Source organism: Agrobacterium vitis (assembly GCF_037039395.1).
Lineage (GTDB): Bacteria > Pseudomonadota > Alphaproteobacteria > Rhizobiales > Rhizobiaceae > Allorhizobium > Allorhizobium vitis_E.
In genome coordinates, this window is sequence record NZ_CP146244.1 from 36677 (window position 1) to 54878 (window position 18202).

The 18202-nt window shown below is 58.2% G+C and carries 17 protein-coding genes; 3 read left to right on the plus strand and 14 right to left on the minus strand.

Annotated elements, in window-relative coordinates; translation table 11 throughout:
* Positions 1–6: 6 nt before the first annotated feature.
* The 13 genes from V6582_RS21655 to V6582_RS21715 form a co-directional block, all read right to left on the minus strand.
* The gene (locus V6582_RS21655; RefSeq protein WP_156633571.1) at positions 7–957 is read right to left on the minus strand and encodes a LysR substrate-binding domain-containing protein; all 951 of its coding nucleotides are present in this window, start codon (positions 955–957) and stop codon (positions 7–9) included.
* Between the two features lie 26 nt (positions 958–983).
* A complete protein-coding gene (locus tag V6582_RS21660) occupies positions 984–1172 on the minus strand; it encodes a hypothetical protein (RefSeq protein ID WP_156633570.1) in 189 nt (62 codons plus the stop codon).
* Between the two features lie 125 nt (positions 1173–1297).
* On the minus strand, positions 1298–1669 hold the full coding sequence (locus V6582_RS21665) for a nitrile hydratase accessory protein (RefSeq protein WP_156633569.1): 372 nt from the start codon (positions 1667–1669) through the stop codon (positions 1298–1300).
* Positions 1656–2324 carry a nitrile hydratase subunit beta gene (gene nthB / locus V6582_RS21670; protein WP_156633568.1) on the minus strand — a complete coding sequence of 223 codons (669 nt, stop codon included), beginning with the start codon at positions 2322–2324 and terminating at the stop codon, positions 1656–1658. Before nthB ends, V6582_RS21665 begins: the two co-directional genes overlap by 14 nt.
* A gap of 25 nt (positions 2325–2349) precedes the next feature.
* Positions 2350–2985: a nitrile hydratase subunit alpha gene (nthA, locus tag V6582_RS21675; protein WP_156633567.1), complete on the minus strand. Its 636-nt coding sequence runs from the start codon at positions 2983–2985 to the stop codon at positions 2350–2352.
* Positions 2966–4381 carry an amidase gene (locus V6582_RS21680; RefSeq protein ID WP_156633566.1) on the minus strand — a complete coding sequence of 472 codons (1416 nt, stop codon included), beginning with the start codon at positions 4379–4381 and terminating at the stop codon, positions 2966–2968. Before V6582_RS21680 ends, nthA begins: the two co-directional genes overlap by 20 nt.
* Before the next feature lie 150 nt (positions 4382–4531).
* A complete protein-coding gene (locus tag V6582_RS21685) occupies positions 4532–5623 on the minus strand; it encodes a phenylacetaldoxime dehydratase family protein (RefSeq protein WP_156633565.1) in 1092 nt (363 codons plus the stop codon).
* Complete coding sequence (locus V6582_RS21690) at positions 5620–6657, minus strand: branched-chain amino acid ABC transporter permease (protein ID WP_156633564.1); 1038 nt, start codon at positions 6655–6657, stop codon at positions 5620–5622. Before V6582_RS21690 ends, V6582_RS21685 begins: the two co-directional genes overlap by 4 nt.
* A complete protein-coding gene (locus tag V6582_RS21695) occupies positions 6654–7532 on the minus strand; it encodes a branched-chain amino acid ABC transporter permease (RefSeq protein ID WP_156633563.1) in 879 nt (292 codons plus the stop codon). Before V6582_RS21695 ends, V6582_RS21690 begins: the two co-directional genes overlap by 4 nt.
* 1 nt (position 7533) lies before the next feature.
* The gene (locus tag V6582_RS21700) at positions 7534–8247 is read right to left on the minus strand and encodes an ABC transporter ATP-binding protein (protein ID WP_156633562.1); all 714 of its coding nucleotides are present in this window, start codon (positions 8245–8247) and stop codon (positions 7534–7536) included.
* The gene (locus tag V6582_RS21705; RefSeq protein WP_156633561.1) at positions 8244–9011 is read right to left on the minus strand and encodes an ABC transporter ATP-binding protein; all 768 of its coding nucleotides are present in this window, start codon (positions 9009–9011) and stop codon (positions 8244–8246) included. Before V6582_RS21705 ends, V6582_RS21700 begins: the two co-directional genes overlap by 4 nt.
* A 9-nt stretch (positions 9012–9020) precedes the next feature.
* Entirely contained in the window at positions 9021–10346 is a 1326-nt protein-coding gene (locus V6582_RS21710; protein WP_156633560.1) for an ABC transporter substrate-binding protein, read from the minus strand.
* Positions 10347–10579: 233 nt separating this feature from the next.
* A complete protein-coding gene (locus tag V6582_RS21715; RefSeq protein WP_156633559.1) occupies positions 10580–11497 on the minus strand; it encodes a LysR family transcriptional regulator in 918 nt (305 codons plus the stop codon).
* Between the two features lie 137 nt (positions 11498–11634).
* Here V6582_RS21715 and V6582_RS21720 point away from each other — a divergent pair, with 137 nt between their 5' ends.
* The 3 genes from V6582_RS21720 (at position 11635) to V6582_RS21730 (ending at position 15727) form a co-directional block, all read left to right on the plus strand.
* On the plus strand, positions 11635–12870 hold the full coding sequence (locus V6582_RS21720) for a Zn-dependent hydrolase (protein ID WP_156633558.1): 1236 nt from the start codon (positions 11635–11637) through the stop codon (positions 12868–12870).
* A gap of 91 nt (positions 12871–12961) precedes the next feature.
* Positions 12962–14245 carry a 4-aminobutyrate--2-oxoglutarate transaminase gene (locus V6582_RS21725; protein ID WP_156633557.1) on the plus strand — a complete coding sequence of 428 codons (1284 nt, stop codon included), beginning with the start codon at positions 12962–12964 and terminating at the stop codon, positions 14243–14245.
* Between the two features lie 3 nt (positions 14246–14248).
* Positions 14249–15727, plus strand: coding sequence for an NAD-dependent succinate-semialdehyde dehydrogenase (locus V6582_RS21730; RefSeq protein WP_156633556.1), 1479 nt, complete (start codon positions 14249–14251; stop codon positions 15725–15727).
* Between the two features lie 790 nt (positions 15728–16517).
* Here the strand turns inward: V6582_RS21730 and V6582_RS21740 are convergent.
* Positions 16518–18077, minus strand: coding sequence for an ABC transporter substrate-binding protein (locus V6582_RS21740; protein WP_156633555.1), 1560 nt, complete (start codon positions 18075–18077; stop codon positions 16518–16520).
* Positions 18078–18202 lie beyond the last annotated feature (125 nt).

Below are 18202 nucleotides of genomic sequence, written 5' to 3' on the forward strand. Positions count from 1 at the left end.
GCCTTGCTATGCTCCCGAGGTCGGCTTCAGATCCGAACGAGCGGCCGGCTTCTCGATCGGATAGAGAGATCGTGCGGCCGCAAATTTCATGAACGGGGAGATCGTGGGATTTTGCTGTTCTGCGAGCAGTACCGCGCTGAACGCAACTATGTCGGTGTCATCGCCGACAGGAACGAATGCGACGTTCGTGTAATCCTCACTGACTGTCGATTCCAGCGTCATGAACACGCCGAAACCGCGAGCCACGAGGGTAAGCAGGTCATCCCGTCCGACATCGTGGACCGAAATGTCTGGGCTTGAGCCGCTCCCGTAGAGCTTCCTCAAAAGCAGTGATTCCATTTCGGCGCCCTTATCGTTTGCCGGGCTCAAAAAGGTCTCGTCACGCAGGTCGTCCCAAGGAAGGCTTGGCAGTTCCGCTAGACGATGACTTTTCGGCAGCGCGACGACGAGACGTTCGTTCCACATCTTTGTCGTCGTGCAGTCATGCACATCGGGCGCACCTGCCAGAAACGCCACATCAAGACGCCGGCTAAGCAAACGAGTGCCGGCGATCCGCTGCGAAACCTCTTCCACACGTACGTCGACCGACGGATAAGCCGCACGATAGCTTTCCAGCAGGTCTCCGAGAAAGCCGTTAGCTAGAGATGTGGCCACACCAATTCGCAACTCCCCGATCTCCCCACGATGAGCTTTGCGTGTGTCAAGGATCGCCCGCTCCATATGGGATGCACCAACCGCAGCCGACTGGAGGAACCGCGCTCCGGCTGGCGTCAATTCTGCACCTTTGCGGCTGCGATCAAACAACGCAATCCCAATGCGGCGCTCCAAAAGCTGAACTCGCCGGCTGACTGTCGATTGTGAGAGATCAAGAGCATGTGCCGCTGCTCGAAAACTTCCGTGTTCCGCAACAAGAATGGCATAGGTCAGGTAACGTAGGTCGAGCGAGAGGTCTGGCATAAGTACTGTTCCAAGCCATCTTCGCTTTATGCGGGTTCTAAAGAGATGGTGGACAAGGCGACATACGCATCAAGAGTATGTATTAATCTGCCTCGCATGGGGTCGGGCTGATAGAAGCGGATCTCCTCGGTGATCCATGCAAGAACGTCTTTCAGATTGGGCTCATCGTCTTGAACTGCGGTATGGGCGATCAGCCTGTCGAACAAAAGCTGCATTTGTCGTCCTCCGTGAAGCGTTGCTGCCGCGTTCGTCACCCGGATGCAGTGAGATCGGGTAGCATTGTCGCCAATGCTGCATGCATCGTTCTCTATTAACGCGTGACCGGTTAAATGCCGTCGGGCTATCTTCTGGTTTGCTCCGCCCGTATCGCCGCGACCGTCTCGCGGATACGCTCGACCTGTCCAGGAATTTCATCGAGCTTTATGAAACCGCGCTCCACCAGGGTGTCCTCGGCAGCCTCTAGCCAATACTCGAAGTAATGCGCTGTGATTTCGTCTCCATGACGGCTGTCGTCCTCGTACGCCTTTAGATGCTCGACGAGACGCTGTTGAAAATCCCTCCAGTCGATCTTGCCGGTTTCGACCAACGCGACGATCAAGGCAAATATCCGGGCATGCCAGGCCTGCGGAAAGAGCGGCCCGTCGCTGCAGAGTTCGCGGATGTCAGCTGCCGCTATCTGGCGGAGCGAAGGTTCATAGTCAGACGTGGTCAAGATATGCCTCCGCGAGATCGAGATAGATTTTGTCGTGTCCGTTCTTCACCCCGGTGCCCCAGAGATCCCTGGCGGAAAAAAGCACTGTGTAGCAATGCTGCGGCTGCGGTCCGGCTCCGGCTGCGACCGCGTCGGCGAATTGGAAGACACCGTTGTCAGCGACGATCGTCCCGGACTTCGAACGGACATAGCGCGGTACTCGGGTATGTCCTGCGGGGGAGTTGGTAGAGACGCGAACGGCCTGCCCGGCGGAGAAGCCGGGCTTTATGGTAGAAGAAGGGTAACGCATGTCGACGCCTTTTTTCATCGCGTCGAGAAGTCCTTCCGGTGTGGATGGCACATGTTTCGCCAGGTCAACATCGAACTGCTTTTTGCCGCTTGTCATTTCCTCAGCGGTTGCCAGTCCTGCATCCTTCACGAGCTCTGAGGTGGCGATCGCCCATTTTTCGAAATAGTCCATTTGGAGGTAGTCGATCGGCGCCAATTGCTCGATCTTGTAGCGGTGCATGTCGGCGCAGAAAGGGATGGGGCCGGCGAGAGCCTGAGCCAGGCCGAAAGAGCGGCGCTGCCAGTCGTGCCGGAACACATACTCGCCTTCCTCAATCGGGACCGGCCCGAAACCGTGCATGCCACCTAAGTCGTGAATGCCGTCCATGGTGATCTTCGCCTCCGTTCGGCGGTTACAGAATAGAGGTGCCGATCATGCTGTCCCGGGTGACGAGCAAGGCGAGCTCATCGAGAGACAAACCTTCGGTTCCATCCGGACGCTCCGGCAGCACCATGTATCGGATTTCGGCGGTGCTATCCCAGACGCGGACTTCCTTTTCGTCGGAAAGGTTCAGGCCAAATTCCTGAAGGACCGCCCTCGGCTCGCGCACGACGCGGGAGCGGTAAGCGGAACCCTTGTACCAGGCGGGAGGTAGGCCGAGGACCGGCCAAGGGTAGCAGGAGCAAAGGGTGCAAACGATCACGTTGTGAATGTCGGCGGTGTTTTCAACCACCCGCATGTGTTCGCCCTGATAGCCTTTGAACCCCATGGAATGGATAGCGCCGGTCCCGTCGCGCAGCAGCCATGCCTTGAATTCCGGATCGGTCCAGGCGCGAGCGACGACCGCGGCCCCATTTCTCGGCCCTGTCTCCCGCTCATAATAATCAATTACGCGGTCCAGTGTCTCGGATGTCACGAGACCCTTGGCGACCATCAGTTCTTCCAGCGCGCGAACGCGCAGCATCGCGCCCTCCTCGATGGGATCGTGCTCATGATCTCCGTGATGATGAGCGTGGGTCAGGCGTTGGTCATGTTTGTCCCTGGACATGCAGTAACTCCCGGAAAGCAGGCGTGCCCGTAGACTGGGTCATAGGGTATCGGCCGGCGATAATGGCGGCGTAGTTGACGTTGATCGAGAGTATAGTCTCGATTTTCTGAGCGATGGTCAGAAGTTTTTCGTCTTCTCCATGGCTTCCGACGAGCTGGATACTGAGAGCCCTTCCGTCGGGGAGGAGTACGGCCGGCATGGAGACGACTGGATGGCCGGTCTGGTTGAATAGCGCGGTGTAGCGGATCGTCGCCTCAAGCTTCGACAGGGTTCTGCCGCCGAGATCAAACAAGCGGGCGTTTTTCAGCGGAGCGTCGATCGGCATGGTCGGCACAACGATCACGTCGACCCGATCTACTGCCGCGTCGACAGCAAGCCGGCAGCGGCGTCGGCTCTCCTGCGCGCGCTCATACGCTTCTAAGGAAATTGTGTTGCCGAGTTCTACGGTCGCCCGGGCGATATCCGGGTAGGACGGCCATTCATTCGGAAAGAAAGACTGATGGTAGATCGCAGCTTCCCTTGGGAGGTTAACCATATGGAAGGGGAGGATTTCGTCGGGAAGTGGAAGCGATGTCGTCTCAAACGCTGCGCCGCTGGCGCCGAGCCGCGAAATGACACTGCGCATCGCATCCTTGATCGCCGGATCCGCATCCTCGAAATATGCCTCGCATAGTCCAAGCCGCAGTCGAGGCGACGCCGTATCGTCCAGAGGTTCGCTGCCCGGCCCTTCGATAATTCTCTGCAGGATGCGAAGGTCCGCGATGTTCCGGGCGAGCGGACCAACATGATCGAGTGAGTGGGCAAGGGGACGCACACCGGTGACGTCAACGCGGCCCCAGGTCGGCTTGAAGCCGTAGATCGAGCAGCAGGCCGCGGGAATCCGGATGCTGCCTCCAGTGTCTGTTCCAATCGCACCGGGCACGAGGCCGGCGGCAACCGCCGCAGCCGATCCCCCGCTTGATCCGCCGGCAGTACGATCAGGGGCGAGCGGATTGACGACCTGGGGTGTCTCCGTGGAGAAAGCGCCTGGATCGGTTTCGGTCACGCCGATAATGACAGCGCCGGCCTTACGCAGACGCTGGACGACGACGGCGTCGGTGGCGGGCCTGGAGTCCGAAAGATGGGCAAGACCGGCCTTGCAGATGGCCGGATGCGTATCGATCAGGTCCTTTATCGCAACAGGGATCCCATCGAGGGGACCGCGCGAACGTCCTCCCCTGCGGCGGGCATCGGAGGCTGCGGCTTCCTGAATTGCGCTTTCGGAGAGAAGGTCGCTGAATGCACCGACCCGCGTGCTGCGGACCGCTGCGAGGAAGCTGTTGCAAACCTCTACCGCAGTTCGTTCTCCGGTGTTCAGCCGGGCAGAGAGTTCGCCGATCGTCTGGAACAGCTCCATGTTGGTTGATTGCCTCCTGTTGCGCTCTCCGGGGGCGGCTAGCCGCGCGAAATGTGGTCAGCTTATGGATGGCACCTACCCAGAGAAATTCTGAACTGATAATATTCAGTTTGACGTTTCTAAATGTATCTCAGATGCATGGCGGTTCGATCACTCGCCATTCCGTACTCCCAGACTGCGCAGCATCCCGGTTTGCTCGTGGCAATTGAAGTATCTGAAAGACTGGTCCTCGGCCTTGAGAACCATCATCTCGTGATAAAGCCGCAACTTCGCGGTTTCACCGGCGAGACGGTAATGGCGAAGGCCGGCGGCAAATATCTTGAGATGGGTATCGGCCTTTACCCAAGCTTCCAGATCGGCGAGTGATCGCCACGCGCTCAGGCTATAGGTTTTTTCGAGTGCGCCGGAGTTCCCTTCGATTTGCATGTAGCGGTTGAAGAAGCAGCCGACCGAATATCCGTCAAAATCGATCTCGCGCATGCCAGCCTCCAGCATGGTCTTCACCGTTTCGAGGTAGAATGCGCGTTCAGGACCGGATGTGTCGCTCCAGTCCTGGCCTGATCTCAGCAGACAAAGATTATCGTGAGGTTCGACGGTGACGCACCGGCCTTTGGTCGGCACGTCCGGAACCAATGCATTGCGTTCATCCGCCGGCGGGGGGACGAGAGCGTCGAACTGGGCACGAGGAATGCGATCGCGGGCCGAGCCCCAGTATTCATGGGTATCGGTTTTGCCACTCATCTTGTCCGCGAGAAGGCTGTAGCCGTCCGGATGGGGATGGGAAAATGTTGTTTCGGTATCCATGACGGAGGGCAGGAATGCTTCCTCGAAAGCACCGATCGTCCCTTCGGTCGGTAGATCCCTATACCACCAGTCCGCCGGCATCACGGCCCGCCACTGTCGGAAGCGTTCGCCGTCCCGCCAATAGAGAGCGAAGATCAGGTTCTCGCAGCCGAGGACGTCAATGAACCGGGCACGGTCGACGTATTCCGGACCCGAGGACCCGGCGATCGCATTCTCGATGCTCGCGATCGCCAGGTCCGCATTCGTCCCGGGAGGGAATTGGAGGCCGAGGTAAATGATCGGCAGCGTTGTGACGTCTTGGCCGAAACGAGCGGAATAGGAAGCGTGTATGGGCGAAAAATTCGACGGGGCGCCGAGTGGGTGAGTGCGTGTTCGCCTGAGATGGTCGGGAATCGCTGGCTCCAGTTCCTCGGCATTGCCAATATGGTCCTCTGTCACGATCGTGTAGCCACAAGTGATGACGTTTTATCGTCCTGCTTCCGCGTCTTGCGGATCAGGGCAATAGCTTTGTCGAGTGCCCCGATCAGACCTTTTGGCATGAGAACGACAAACAGGACTAGCACGACACCGACCACCGTATTCTTGATATCCCCAACGCTCTGGGCGCCGTCAACCAGCGCGATCATAGCTGCGGCGCCGAGGACGGGTCCCCACGTTGTTCTGAGGCCCCCGACGATCATCATTCCGAGCAGCATCACGATGGTCGGCAGCTCGAAAAGGCTTGGTCCTGCAAACCGGAAATGCGTTGCGTAGACCGCGCCCGTCAGACCCGTGAAAAAGGCAGTAATCACAAAGGCAGTGACCTGGAAATGGGTTCTGTCGAGGCCGCGGCTAGCAGCATAGATCGCACTGTCGCGCAGGGCACGGAACGCCAGGCCGAGCCGACCGTGGATGACGACGATGGACGCAAGCACCGAGATGCCGAGCGTTGCCAGGACCACAAAGTAGTTTCCGACGATCCAGTTGCCCTTCAGTAGTTGCCGGAAGCCGAAATCGGCTATGCCGGAAAACCCGTTTCCACCCCCGAATAGCGGCTGGCACAAGCCCCCAGTCATGGTGAAGCAGCCGGAGTCCGTGACGATCAAGGTCTGGACCATGTAGACGATCGCGAAGGTCAGCAGGGCGACATAGGCGTTGGCAAGACGCAGACATGCGATGCCGATGACGAGCGCGAAGGCAGCTGAGATCGCCGCACCGGCGGGCATGGCAAGCCACGGCGATAGGCCGAGATAGGCGCCATTCATCCCTACGGTATAGGCACCGACGGCGAAGAACAGCATTTGGCCAAGGGAAAATACACCAGCGTGCCCCAACAGCACGTTCCATTGCGTCGCAACGGAGGCCCAGATCATGAACAGGATGATTTCGCCAAGCAAATAGCGCTGGGTAACAAACAGGGGCAACACAGCGAGCAGAGCGAGAAGGACAACTAGGCCGATCAGATGCTGGGAGAGACTTCCGGACTTTCTCATGAGCGCACGGTCTCCTTCTGACCAAAAAGGCCTGCGGGTTTTAAAATCAGGACGAAGATCACGACGGCTAACATCAGCGGAAGACCGAAGCGGACGCCGAGATAGTATCCGATCGCTGCCTCGATGAGGCCGAAAGCGATGGCGCAGAAACCCGCACCGGTGACACTGCCCAGGCCGGCAACGACGCAGATGATAAAGGCGCGGATCAGGGGATTGTCGCCGAGAGCGGGAGATAGGCCAGCGAGCGAGGAAATCAGAATGCCGGCCGCTGCAGCCAGAAGCCCGGAAATTGCCATGACCTGAAGGTAGATCCATTCTGTCTTGACGCCCATCAACTGGGCTGCGTCACGGTTCATCGCCGTGGCACGAATTGCACGGCCGAACCGCGTGAAAGTGAGCAACCAGGCCATTGCGCTGATAAGGATGCCGGCGATCACTACGATGAGTACCGACTGATAGGTGATAGCAATGCCCCCCAGTTTAAAGGAGCCCCCGATCTGGACAGGCTGCTTGAACGGGTAAGCCCCGAACTGCTTTAGTACCAGGTCCTGCAGGAGGATGGCCACACCCGCCGTCGCCACCATGATAATGGTCTCGAAATCATCTGCCTTCAGAATGAGGCGGACGACAAGCATGTGCAGTAGGACGCCCGCGAGCGCACCGGCGCTGATCCCGGATACCAATCCAACGGCAAGCGGCATGCCCCAGATTTGGCAGACGGTATAGGCCGCATAAGCGCCCACCGTCATGAACAGCCCGTGGGCCATGTTGAACATGCCCATTGTGCCATAAACGAGGGCCAGACCAACCGAGGCGAGGGCATACAGCGCCCCGAGATAAAGTCCGGTCACTGCAATCTGAAGAAAGGCGTCCATATCATTCGCCTCCAAGATAGGTTTTGATAATACTGCCGGATCTCGAAAGCTCTTCGGCCGACCCGCTCCATTCAAATCGCCCACCGTCCATGAGGTGGAAGGCGGACGCCAGGTGTTCCACCCTGCTTGGATTTTCCTCCACCACGAGGATAGACTGCCCGCTTGCGGCAATGCCTGCGAGTGCATCGTAGATCTGCTCGATAATGAGCGGCGCCAGTCCGAGAGACGGCTCGTCGATCATCATCAACTTGCCCTTAGCCATCATACCGCGGCCGACCCCGACCATTCTCCGCTCGCCGCCTGACAGCGAGTTGGCCATCTGATTGCGTCGATCCCGAAGTTTTGGGAAAAGTGCATAGACGTCGTCGAGAGTCGCATGAACGCCTGACTGATCTGTCCGCGTGTAGGCCCCCATCAAAAGGTTTTCTTCGACGGTCATTCGCATGAACAATTGGTCCCCCTGCGGAACAAGAACCAATCCTGCGCGGGCTCGTGCAGGTGCGCCCGCCTCCAAAGGCCGCCCGTCGAATTCAATGCTGCCCGTCCAGGCGGGCAAAAGGCCGGATATCGTACGCAGCAGCGTCGATTTCCCATGGCCGTTGGGGCCAATTATCGCCGTCAACTGACCGCGCTCGACATCTATATCGAGATCGTGGATGACGCGGATCTGGCGATAGCCCGATGTGAGGCCCCTGATTTTGAGGAGAGTGGTCATGATGCGTGTCCCCCGATCTTGTCGGCAGCCGATCCGAGGTAGACGGAACGGACCAACGCGTCGGCCGCTATACCTTTCGGCTGGCCGTCATAGATCAGTTTCCCCTGGTGGATGATCAGCGCACGGTCTGCCACGGTCGTGAGGAAGTGCATCACGTGTTCGATGAAAACGATGCAGATGCCTCTGGAGCGGAGCTTGAACATCAACTGTATGAATTCGTCGATCTCGGCAGGCATCAGTCCTCCCACCGGTTCGTCGAGCAGTAGGATTTTGGGGGCGTGAACAACCGCAGAGGCAACCATCAGCTTCTTGCGCGCCAACACTGGAATATCTGCCACCGTTTCGTGCGCGAGCTCGTGCAGACCGCAATCTTCAAGACAGGCCATTGCCTGCTCGCGATAGGCCTTTCCGACAATGAGCCCTTTCCTTTGACTATTTCCGCCGAAAACGACGGCCGCGAGCATATTCTCAAGAACAGTCAGGCTAGAGAACCCGCTGGTGACCTGAAACGTCCGCGCCATACCCCTATGGAAAAGACGATGCGGTGGGATGCCGGTAATCGATTGCCCCTCAAAGAGCACCTGACCGCTGGTGACAGCGGTCAGGCCCGACATGAGATCGAAGAAGGTGGTCTTGCCGGCACCATTAGGTCCGCCGATGCCGACCGTCTCACCTTCCGCGATCTTCAGATCGATCCCGTCCACGGCAGCGAGAGCGCCGTAATGTTTTTTCACATCACGGCATTCAAGAATGGGCTCTGCCATGGCTTCCCCTCAAGACTTGATCCAATTCGGCAGCTCAAACTTGGCCACGTCGTAGGGGAAAGGGGAAATGATCGCGCCGTTTTCGGCCTTGTTCTTGATCTGGCTGAAGATGTGCGACATCCCGAGCGAGGGATCCTTCGTCTGGACGGGATAGGAGAAAGCCTGCTGGGTTTCCTGATCGAAGCGGATGGCGCCTGTAGGCCCCCGGAATATGCTCGCCTTCAGTCGTGCGGCGATCTTCTTGTTCTGCTCTTCCTCATAGGCTTTGCCCACGCCTCCGGCCAGGGCGGCGGCTTGAGCGAATAGATGAAGCGCTTCATAGGTCTGTGCGCCACCGTTGGGTGAAGCTTTGTCGCCGAACTTCTTGATGTACTTGTCCGCAAACCCCTTGCTGAAATCGTCGGACAGCACGCCGATATTGGTCGCGTAGAGGACACCGACCGAGGCGTCTCCAGCAATATCGCGGAACGCGGCGAGCGAGGCTCCATATTGGAGATAGACCAAGCTCTTGGTCGGGTTCGTAAGGAACTGGATCATGAACTGCGCCTGATCCGCCGGGAAGAAATGCGTGACCGCGACGTAGGCCGGCTGATCGGCGCGGATCTTCGCAAGCGTCGGTCCCCACTCCGAGGTCGGAGCCTGGACCGTCTCATAAAGTGATATTTCATAGCCGTATTCCGCGGCCCGTTCCTTGATCGAGTTGGCGATGTTAATGGAATAGGTGAGCGGGCCGGTCACGAGAGCGATCTTTTTGTTCTTGGGCACGTAGTTGCCGTTCGCCTCCAGCGTCTTGATGAATTCGAGGAAGGCGAAGCCGTAATAAAGTTCCGACGGGCAATACATGAACGAGCCCCAGTATTTGGTGGGGTCGCCCTTGACGAGTTCCGTATGGGCGCGGGCCGTATCGGCGTGCAGATAGATCACGGACGCGTCAGCGGCGACGTTCTGCAGTGCCGTCTGCGAGCCGAAATTGTAGCCGGAAATAAGAGCACTCGCGCCGTCGTTGTCGATCAGCCGCTGGCCGGCGCTGGTGATCTTGTCGTCACCGCCGGATTCCGTGTCCGCTACGGCAACCTTGATTTCTCGGCCGAGGATCCCGCCAAGTGCGTTGATTTCTTCGGCGGCCAACTCCAGGCCGCGCTTGAACTCGATACCGTCCGCTGCGCCAGCGCCCGTCATCTGAAGCGGCGCGCCAATGATCACAGGTTCTGCGGATTGTGCTGATGCGGTGGAGTTCAGCCCGGCAAGGATCGCTGCGGAACCGACGCTCCCGACGCCTACGTTTTTCAGGAAGTTGCGGCGAGAGTCACTCTTGGTATCCTTTTCGTCTTTCATCTCATTCCCCTTTTTATTGGATTGCTCATCGTGAGAGAATATGCGTCGCGGCTCTTGCCAGCCGCTTTTCGCCTTCCCGGACGACTGTGATTGTGCAGACAAGCGAAACTTAGAAAATAGCAATGAAACAATATTCGCTTGAATGATTATCTATGTATCCGGGGCTTGGTCTTTCGCTGTTGAAACCGGGCAAGGATGGGCTTGCTAACGCTGGCAGTAGGCTTCTTGGCCGCTCATTGAGCCAAAGCGCTATCGGTTCGAGCCCGTAGAAATTCGAAGAATTTTTTCTCGGCCGGCGTGCGGGCGACCGCTTTTCGACGAATGGTTTCATAGACGGATGAGTAGGAATATTCCGACGAAAGGAGCGGCCGCATCTGACCTGTCGAAACCCAGTTATTGGCGTAGTGCACCGGCAGGAATGCCAGATAGCGCCCGGAAAGGATCAATTGCGCCAGTCCCTCTATCGCCTCTGCGCGGGCCGTGAAATTGAAAGGCTTCTCGTTGTCCGGCAATTGATCATAGGAGACATAACCTCTCTGCGCATGATCGAAGCGGGCGATTACACCAGGGTCGAGTTCGGCGTCGGGAACAGCAAATAGAGGATGCTCCCGGCCGCAGTATAATTCCATTTGCGATATAAATGCTGGCTCATATTCGAGTTGTGAAAGGCGCCTTGGGAAGAACCCGACCGCTAGATGAGCCTGGCCGCCAAGCACCATGAATTCTAGCTGGTTTGGCGGGGCGACATGTACGGTAATATCGACACTGTGATCGAGTGCGCCAAAATCCTTGATGACCTGAGCAAGCTCGAACCTAGGATGGAATACCGCGTTGTCGATCACAGCGATCTGCAGTTCTCCCACCAGTCGCTCCTGTCCAAGTGCGACGCTCAGGAAGTCTTCGATATGGTTAAACAGCGCGTTGGAGGCGTCGTAGACGCGCTGCCCATCTTCGGTCAGAGCAAATCCGCTGCGCCCCCGCTGGCAGAGGGTGAGACCGAGGCGAGTCTCCAGGTTCTTGATCTGAATGCTGATCGTTGCCTGGCTGACGTTTAGTGCGGTTTGTGCCAGTGAAAACCCGCCGCTTCGAGCGACGGTGCGAAAGACGCTTAGTAGTTTCAGGTCGGCGCTACTGAGTGATTTCAATGACAATCTATTACTCCAACATAGATATCTTTCTAAGTGAACATTGTCGCATTGAGATTTTGCGAGTCAAGTCCGGCTGATAGCTGTACATGTTGCAAGGCTCTGTCCTTGATCTGATAAAACACGACGTTGGGAAGAGTTTCATGATCAATGCGCTGGAAGTTGACGGGGCGCGTCTGTGGGAAAGCCTGATGGCGTCTGCGGCGATTGGAACGACAGCAAAGGGCGGGTTATGTCGCATGGCGCTCACTGATGACGATCGCGCCATGCGCGACCTATTCGTTCGCTGGTGTGAGGACACAGGGCTGGCGGTCTCTGTCGATCGTGTAGGCAACATATTCGCCCGGCGTCCGGGCACCTGCGACGGTGAGAAGCCGGTTATGATGGGCAGCCATCTGGACACGCAGATCCGTGGTGGAAGATTCGACGGAATCCTTGGTGTTCTGGCCGGGCTCGAAGTCATCCGGACACTCAACGACCGTTCCATCGAAACCCGCAAACCCATCGAGATCGTCTGCTGGACGAACGAGGAAGGCGTGCGATTCCAGCCACCGATGATGGGGGCTGGAGCCTTCGCTGGTGTTCACGACGTCGCTTGGATCCTGTCGCAAGTCGGCGAGGACGATTCCGTATTCGGCGATGAGCTCGAGCGTATCGGTTATGCCGGTCGGCACGATCGGGACTTCCGCGATATCGACTCCTATTTCGAGCTTCACATCGAACAGGGCCCAGTTCTTTTTGAGGAAGGTGTAAGCGTCGGCATCGTGACAGGAGGCTTCACCTCTTACGGTGCGCAAGTTCACTTCTATGGTGAAAACGCGCATTCCGGCCCAACCCAGATGCGTGCCCGCAAGGACGCTTTGGTTGGTCTCGCCGGCCTGGTCAACAGCGTGAATGCGATCGGTTGGGAGTACGAGCCGAAGGGGCGCACGACAAGTACGCGTGTCGAAATTTCCCCCAACCGATACGGCATCATTGCTGATGAAGCTGAAGTGACAGTTGATGTGCGGCATCCGAACGCCGCTAAGTCCCTCGAGATGTACGACAAGGTGAAGGCCGCGGTCTCCGCGAGCGCGCAACACGCCAATGTGAAGGCCGAGGTAGTGAAGGAGTGGTCTTTTGGCGATGTGTCGTTCGACTCGGGCCTCGTCAATCTCGTACGAAGCGTTTCGGCTGAATTACAGATTTCCCACAAACACATGCTCAGTGCCGCTGGGCATGACGCCTACCACGTCGCCAAGGTCGCGCCAGCCGTCATGATTTTCACCCCCTGCAAAGACGGGATCAGCCACAACGAAGCCGAGGAAATCAAACTCGACTACACCGTTCCCGGCGTCAATGTCCTGCTTAATTCCGTCCTGCGGCGGGCCAACCAGTAATACGGCCCACCAATTTTATTTTGCCTGCGTTCTGCGGCTCGGCCCTGACCTTGGTCAGCGAGCAAAGCCGCGGCCTAGAGAGGAAACGTCCATGATCGAAAACGCCAAAATTGCAGCCCGTCGTGCCGACGCGATCTCGCGCGGCGTCGGCGTTGCGACGCAAATCTATGCCGACAAGGCGCAAAATGCAGAGATCTGGGATGTCGAAGGCCGCCGCTATATCGATTTCGCCGCCGGCATCGCCGTGGTCAACACCGGCCACCGCCACCCAAAGGTGATCGCTGCCGTCAAGGACCAGCTCGATCATTTCACCCACACCTGCCACCAGGTCGTTCCTTACGAAAACTACGTCCGTCTCGCCGAGCGCCTGAACTATGCGGTGCCCGGCAATTTCAAGAAGAAGACCATCTTCGTCACCACCGGTGCTGAAGCCGTCGAAAATGCCATCAAGATCGCCCGTGCCGCCACCAATCGTTCGGCGATCATCGCGTTCTCCGGCGCCTTCCATGGCCGCACGTTCATGGGCATGACGCTGACCGGCAAGGTCGTCCCCTATAAGGTCGGCTTCGGTGCGATGATGCCCGACGTCTTCCATGTGCCGTTCCCGGTCGAACTCCACGGCACCATGATCGAGGATTCGTTTGGCGTGCTCGACAAGCTGTTCAAGGCCGATGTCGATCCCGCCCGTGTCGCCGCCTTCATCGTCGAACCCGTACAGGGCGAGGGCGGCTTCTATGAAGTGCCGCGCGCCTTCATGACCAAGCTGCGTGAACTGGCCGACAAGCACGGCATCCTGCTGATCGCCGATGAAGTGCAGACCGGTTTTGCCCGCACCGGCAAACTGTTTGCGATGGAGCATTACGGCGTCGTCGCGGATATCACCACCATGGCCAAGGGCCTGGGCGGCGGCTTCCCGATCGCCGCCGTCACCGGCCGTGCGGAGATCATGGACGCACCGGGCCCCGGCGGCCTCGGCGGCACCTATGGCGGCAACCCGATCGGCGTCGCGGCAGGCAATGCCGTGCTCGACGTCATCGAGGAGGAGGGTCTCAACGAACGCGCCGTGTCGCTCGGCAATCGCCTCAAGCAGCGCCTGCAGTCCTTGATCGGAACCGTGCCGCAGATTGCCGATATTCGCGGCCCCGGCTTCATGAATGCCGTCGAGTTCAACGTTCCCGGCGGCAAGACCCCCAATGCCGAGTTCACCAACAAGGTGCGCGAGAAGGCGCTCGAGAAGGGCCTGATCCTGCTGACCTGCGGTGTCTATGGCAACGTCATCCGTTTCCTTGCGCCGATCACCATCGAGGACAATGTCTTTTCAGAAGCGATGGATATTCTCGAAGACACATTGCGCGAATGCGCGGCGGAGGCCTGATCGATGTCGATTTCTGAAAAGCTCCTTTCGAAGCTCAAGGACCCGTCTGTTGTCACTGCCAAGGCGTTGATCGCAGACGAATGGATTGCCAAAAGCGACAGCGGCAAGACTTTCCAGGTCACCAATCCCTCGAATGGCGAGGTGATCGCCACGCTGCCGGACATGAATAGGGCAGAGACCGCGCGCGCCATCGACGCCGCCTACAAGGCCCAGAAAATTTGGGCCAAAAAGACCGGCAAGGAGCGCGCCGCCGTGCTCCGCAAGCTCTACGACCTGATGGTCGCCAATGCCGACGATCTCGCTACCATCCTGACCATGGAAATGGGCAAGCCGGTGGCCGAGGCCAAGGGTGAAATCCTCTATGGTGCGTCCTATGTCGAATGGTTCGGCGAGGAAGCCAAGCGCGTCTATGGCGACACCATTCCCGGCCATCAACCGGACAAGCGCATCATCGTCATCAAGCAGCCGGTTGGTGTGGTCGCGGCGATCACGCCGTGGAATTTCCCCAACGCGATGCTGGCCCGCAAGTTCGCGCCCGCCGTGGCCGCCGGCTGCGCTATGATCTCCAAGCCCGCCGCAGAGACGCCGCTGTCGGCGATCTCACTGGCAATCCTGGCAGAACGTGCAGGACTGCCCGCCGGTATTTTCAACATCATTCTCTCCACGGATTCCTCGTCGGTCGGCAAGGAATTCACTGAGAATGACAAGGTCCGCAAGCTGACCTTTACCGGCTCGACCAATGTCGGTAAGATCCTGATGCGCCAGGGCGCCGACCAGATCATGAAGCTCGGCCTCGAACTGGGCGGCAATGCCCCGTTCATCGTCTTCGACGACGCCGATCTCGATGCCGCCGTCGAAGGCGCGATGGTTTCGAAATACCGCAACAACGGCCAGACCTGCGTCTGCGCCAACCGCCTCTACATCCAAGCCGGCGTCTATGATGCCTTTGCTGCCAAGCTGGCCGAGAAGGTCTCGGCAATGAAGGTCGGCGATGGTTTCGAGGCCGGCGTCAATGCCGGTCCGCTGATCACCGACAAAGCCGTCGCCAAGGTCGAGGAACACATCGCCGACGCGCTTTCCAAGGGTGCCAAGGTGGCCGTTGGCGGGAAGCCGGATGCCAAGGGCGGCCTGTTCTTCCAGCCGACCATCCTTACCGGCGTCACCACCGAGATGAAGATCGCCCGCGAAGAGACCTTCGGCCCCGTCGCACCCCTGTTCAAGTTCGACACCGAGGAGCAGGTGATCGCCATGGCCAACGACACCGAGTTCGGCCTCGCCTCTTACTTCTACTCCAAGGACATTTCCAAGATCTTCCGCGTCGCCGAGGAACTGGAATATGGCATGGTCGGCATCAACACTGGCCTGATTTCCACGGAAGTCGCGCCCTTCGGCGGCATCAAGCAATCCGGGCAGGGCCGCGAAGGCTCCAAATACGGCCTCGATGACTATGTCGAGATAAAGTACCTCTGCCTAAGCGTGTGAGCGTAGAGTGATGATCGAGGTCAACACGCTACTCGATATTTACGGCTACCTCCCGAAGGTTCCCCAACTAGACCCGTTCCTCAGATAAGTTTTGCGCGGATTGCCCGCGCGACCAGATGGGACAGGTGCGGATTTCGAAGCGTTTCCTGGTCTCGTACAGCTTGCTCTTGACGAAGTTGTATTTGACTCCTTCCAGATCTGCCGCTTCTTCCATGGCCTGGCCTACGGCGATCCATCTGCGATAGGCGCCTTCTTTTGCGTCGAGCGACGCTGGGTACTGGGCGTCAGTGGCGGAGCTCCGGTTCTCGGCTCGCTGCCCGGTACATGTCTACGTGACCCTTGTTCCACCGTTGCCGATAGGCGAGCCGCGCTCCCGACGTGGCACGGATCGCACAAGAAGACAACGAGCTCTTCCTCAAGCTCTCGAATAAGCTTGCTAATAATCGGCTGGCGGACTGTTCGGGTCATAGCCTGCCGCACTGAAGGCGCGCCGCTGCGGGCCGCAGCGACAACATATCGGAGATGACGTGGGTCCATTTCCCGCCCCGTTTATCTTTCGATCGACACTTGTGCCGTTCGTCCTTCTGCCAGACTCAACGCTGAGCCATTTGAAACGGCTGCCGCCGATCGTTATCAACGGCAGCCAGGTTGCTCGGCCCATAGTTCGGATAACTGCGAAATCACGGCAAGGAACTGATTATGACGCCGCCGCCATCGAGGACGAAATTGTCGCAGCCGTTTCTAAAACACATTGAGCCAAAAAGACCTTGAGGGAGGCCATCCCGGAAGTTCACTCGGTGAAGTGCGTGGTTTCGGTCACCATAGGGCCTAGCGACATTGACCCTTTTAGATCGTAGCCCCAGTCAAGCGTATCTTTGCGAACCCAGAGCAGACGGGTCTCGATTAGCGGAATCGAGCAGACGTTCTCCATGATCTTTCTCTGGGCGGTTTGCCACATGGCGATCCGCTTGGACTCGTCAGTTTCGGACTTCGCCGCCTTGATCTCCGTGTCGGCAGATTCACAATGCGAAAAGTTTGTAACCTGGGCCGATCCGCCGATCTGGCTAGGGCCGTAGAAGAACTGCGTCAGATAGACGTCCGCAATCGGAAAACGCGCCGCCGAGTATATTACCATCGGGCTCGCGTCCTGGCGGATCATCTGGTGATAGGTGGCATGTTCAACCGGCTTGATTTCGACCTCCACGCCGATTTCGCCCAGTTGCGCTTGCACCACCTGGGCAAGATTTGCGAGCCCGCTAACCTGACTGTTTACCATTGGGATGGTGAAGCCGGTCGGATAACCCGCCTCGGTAAGCAGAGCTTTGGCTTTCTCCTGGTCATTGCCCAGCATGCCGTTGTCGGCGGTGAAACCAAGATTGTTCGATGGCACCGCAGATTTTGCCGGCTGAGTGAAATCCTCGCCTTGGAAAGTCGCTATCTGCGACTGGTCGATGGCATAGCTAAGCGCCTGCCGAACCCTGATATCGTTCAGTGGTGGCTTTGTAACGTTAAGGTGCAATTGTGCCTCTTCAGCCGGGGCGAAGACATCAACCACAGCGTGGCCCTCCGCCTTCACCCGCTGAAGCCAATTCTTATCCTGCACTCCGGCGGCGGCGTCGATCTCACCTGCCGTGAAAGCGAGGTCACGGGCTGAACTTTCCGGCAGAAAGCGCAGAGTAACCGAAGACAGCTTTGGCTTGCCACGGAAATAGTCTTCGTTGGCGACTAGCTTAACGCCCTGCCCGGCAGTAATCTTTTCGATCTCGAAAGGACCCGAGCCTACCGGATCACGGGTGAAATTGGCACCCTTTTCCTCAAACGCCTTCTTCGGCAAAATGAATCCGCCCGAGTAGTTTGCAAGTACGCCCAAGACCGATGGAATCTGGTGGTCAAGCGTAATCTTGACTGTTAGGTCATCAACCATCTCTACGGACTTGAACGCAACGTAATCTCCAGCGTATGCTGAGGTATCCTTCTTCATCGCTTTCTGAATTGAGAACACTACGTCGGCAGCGGTGACCTCACCATACCCCTTCTGCCACTTTACGCCGGAGCGCAGGTGAAAGGTCCACACCAGCTTGTCGTCCGAGGATTCCCAGCTTTCGGCAAGATCAGGTTCGATCTGAGCGGGATCAGTTGAGCCAGGTTTGAACCGCACAAGTGCATTAAAGATCCACGCTACGACGATGCGGTCGCTGCTAGTCGATGCGAAGTCGGGGTCAAGTTGTCCCACGTCAGCCCCTTCGCCACCGAGCACCAAGTCGGTTTTCGGCGCTGCGAAGGCTAGTGCCGGAATCGCTGCAAGTGATATCGCGATCAGGCCGCGAGATAATGCGTTTCTAATGGTCATGCCAGTCTCCCAGTTCTTGTTTCAGGTTCCCACCCCACACCGCGTGCGGCGAAGGGTCATTTATTCCAGGCCGACGGCGACGCCGCGTCCATTGCCCGGGCATGCGCCACGCACCGTGTGTTTGG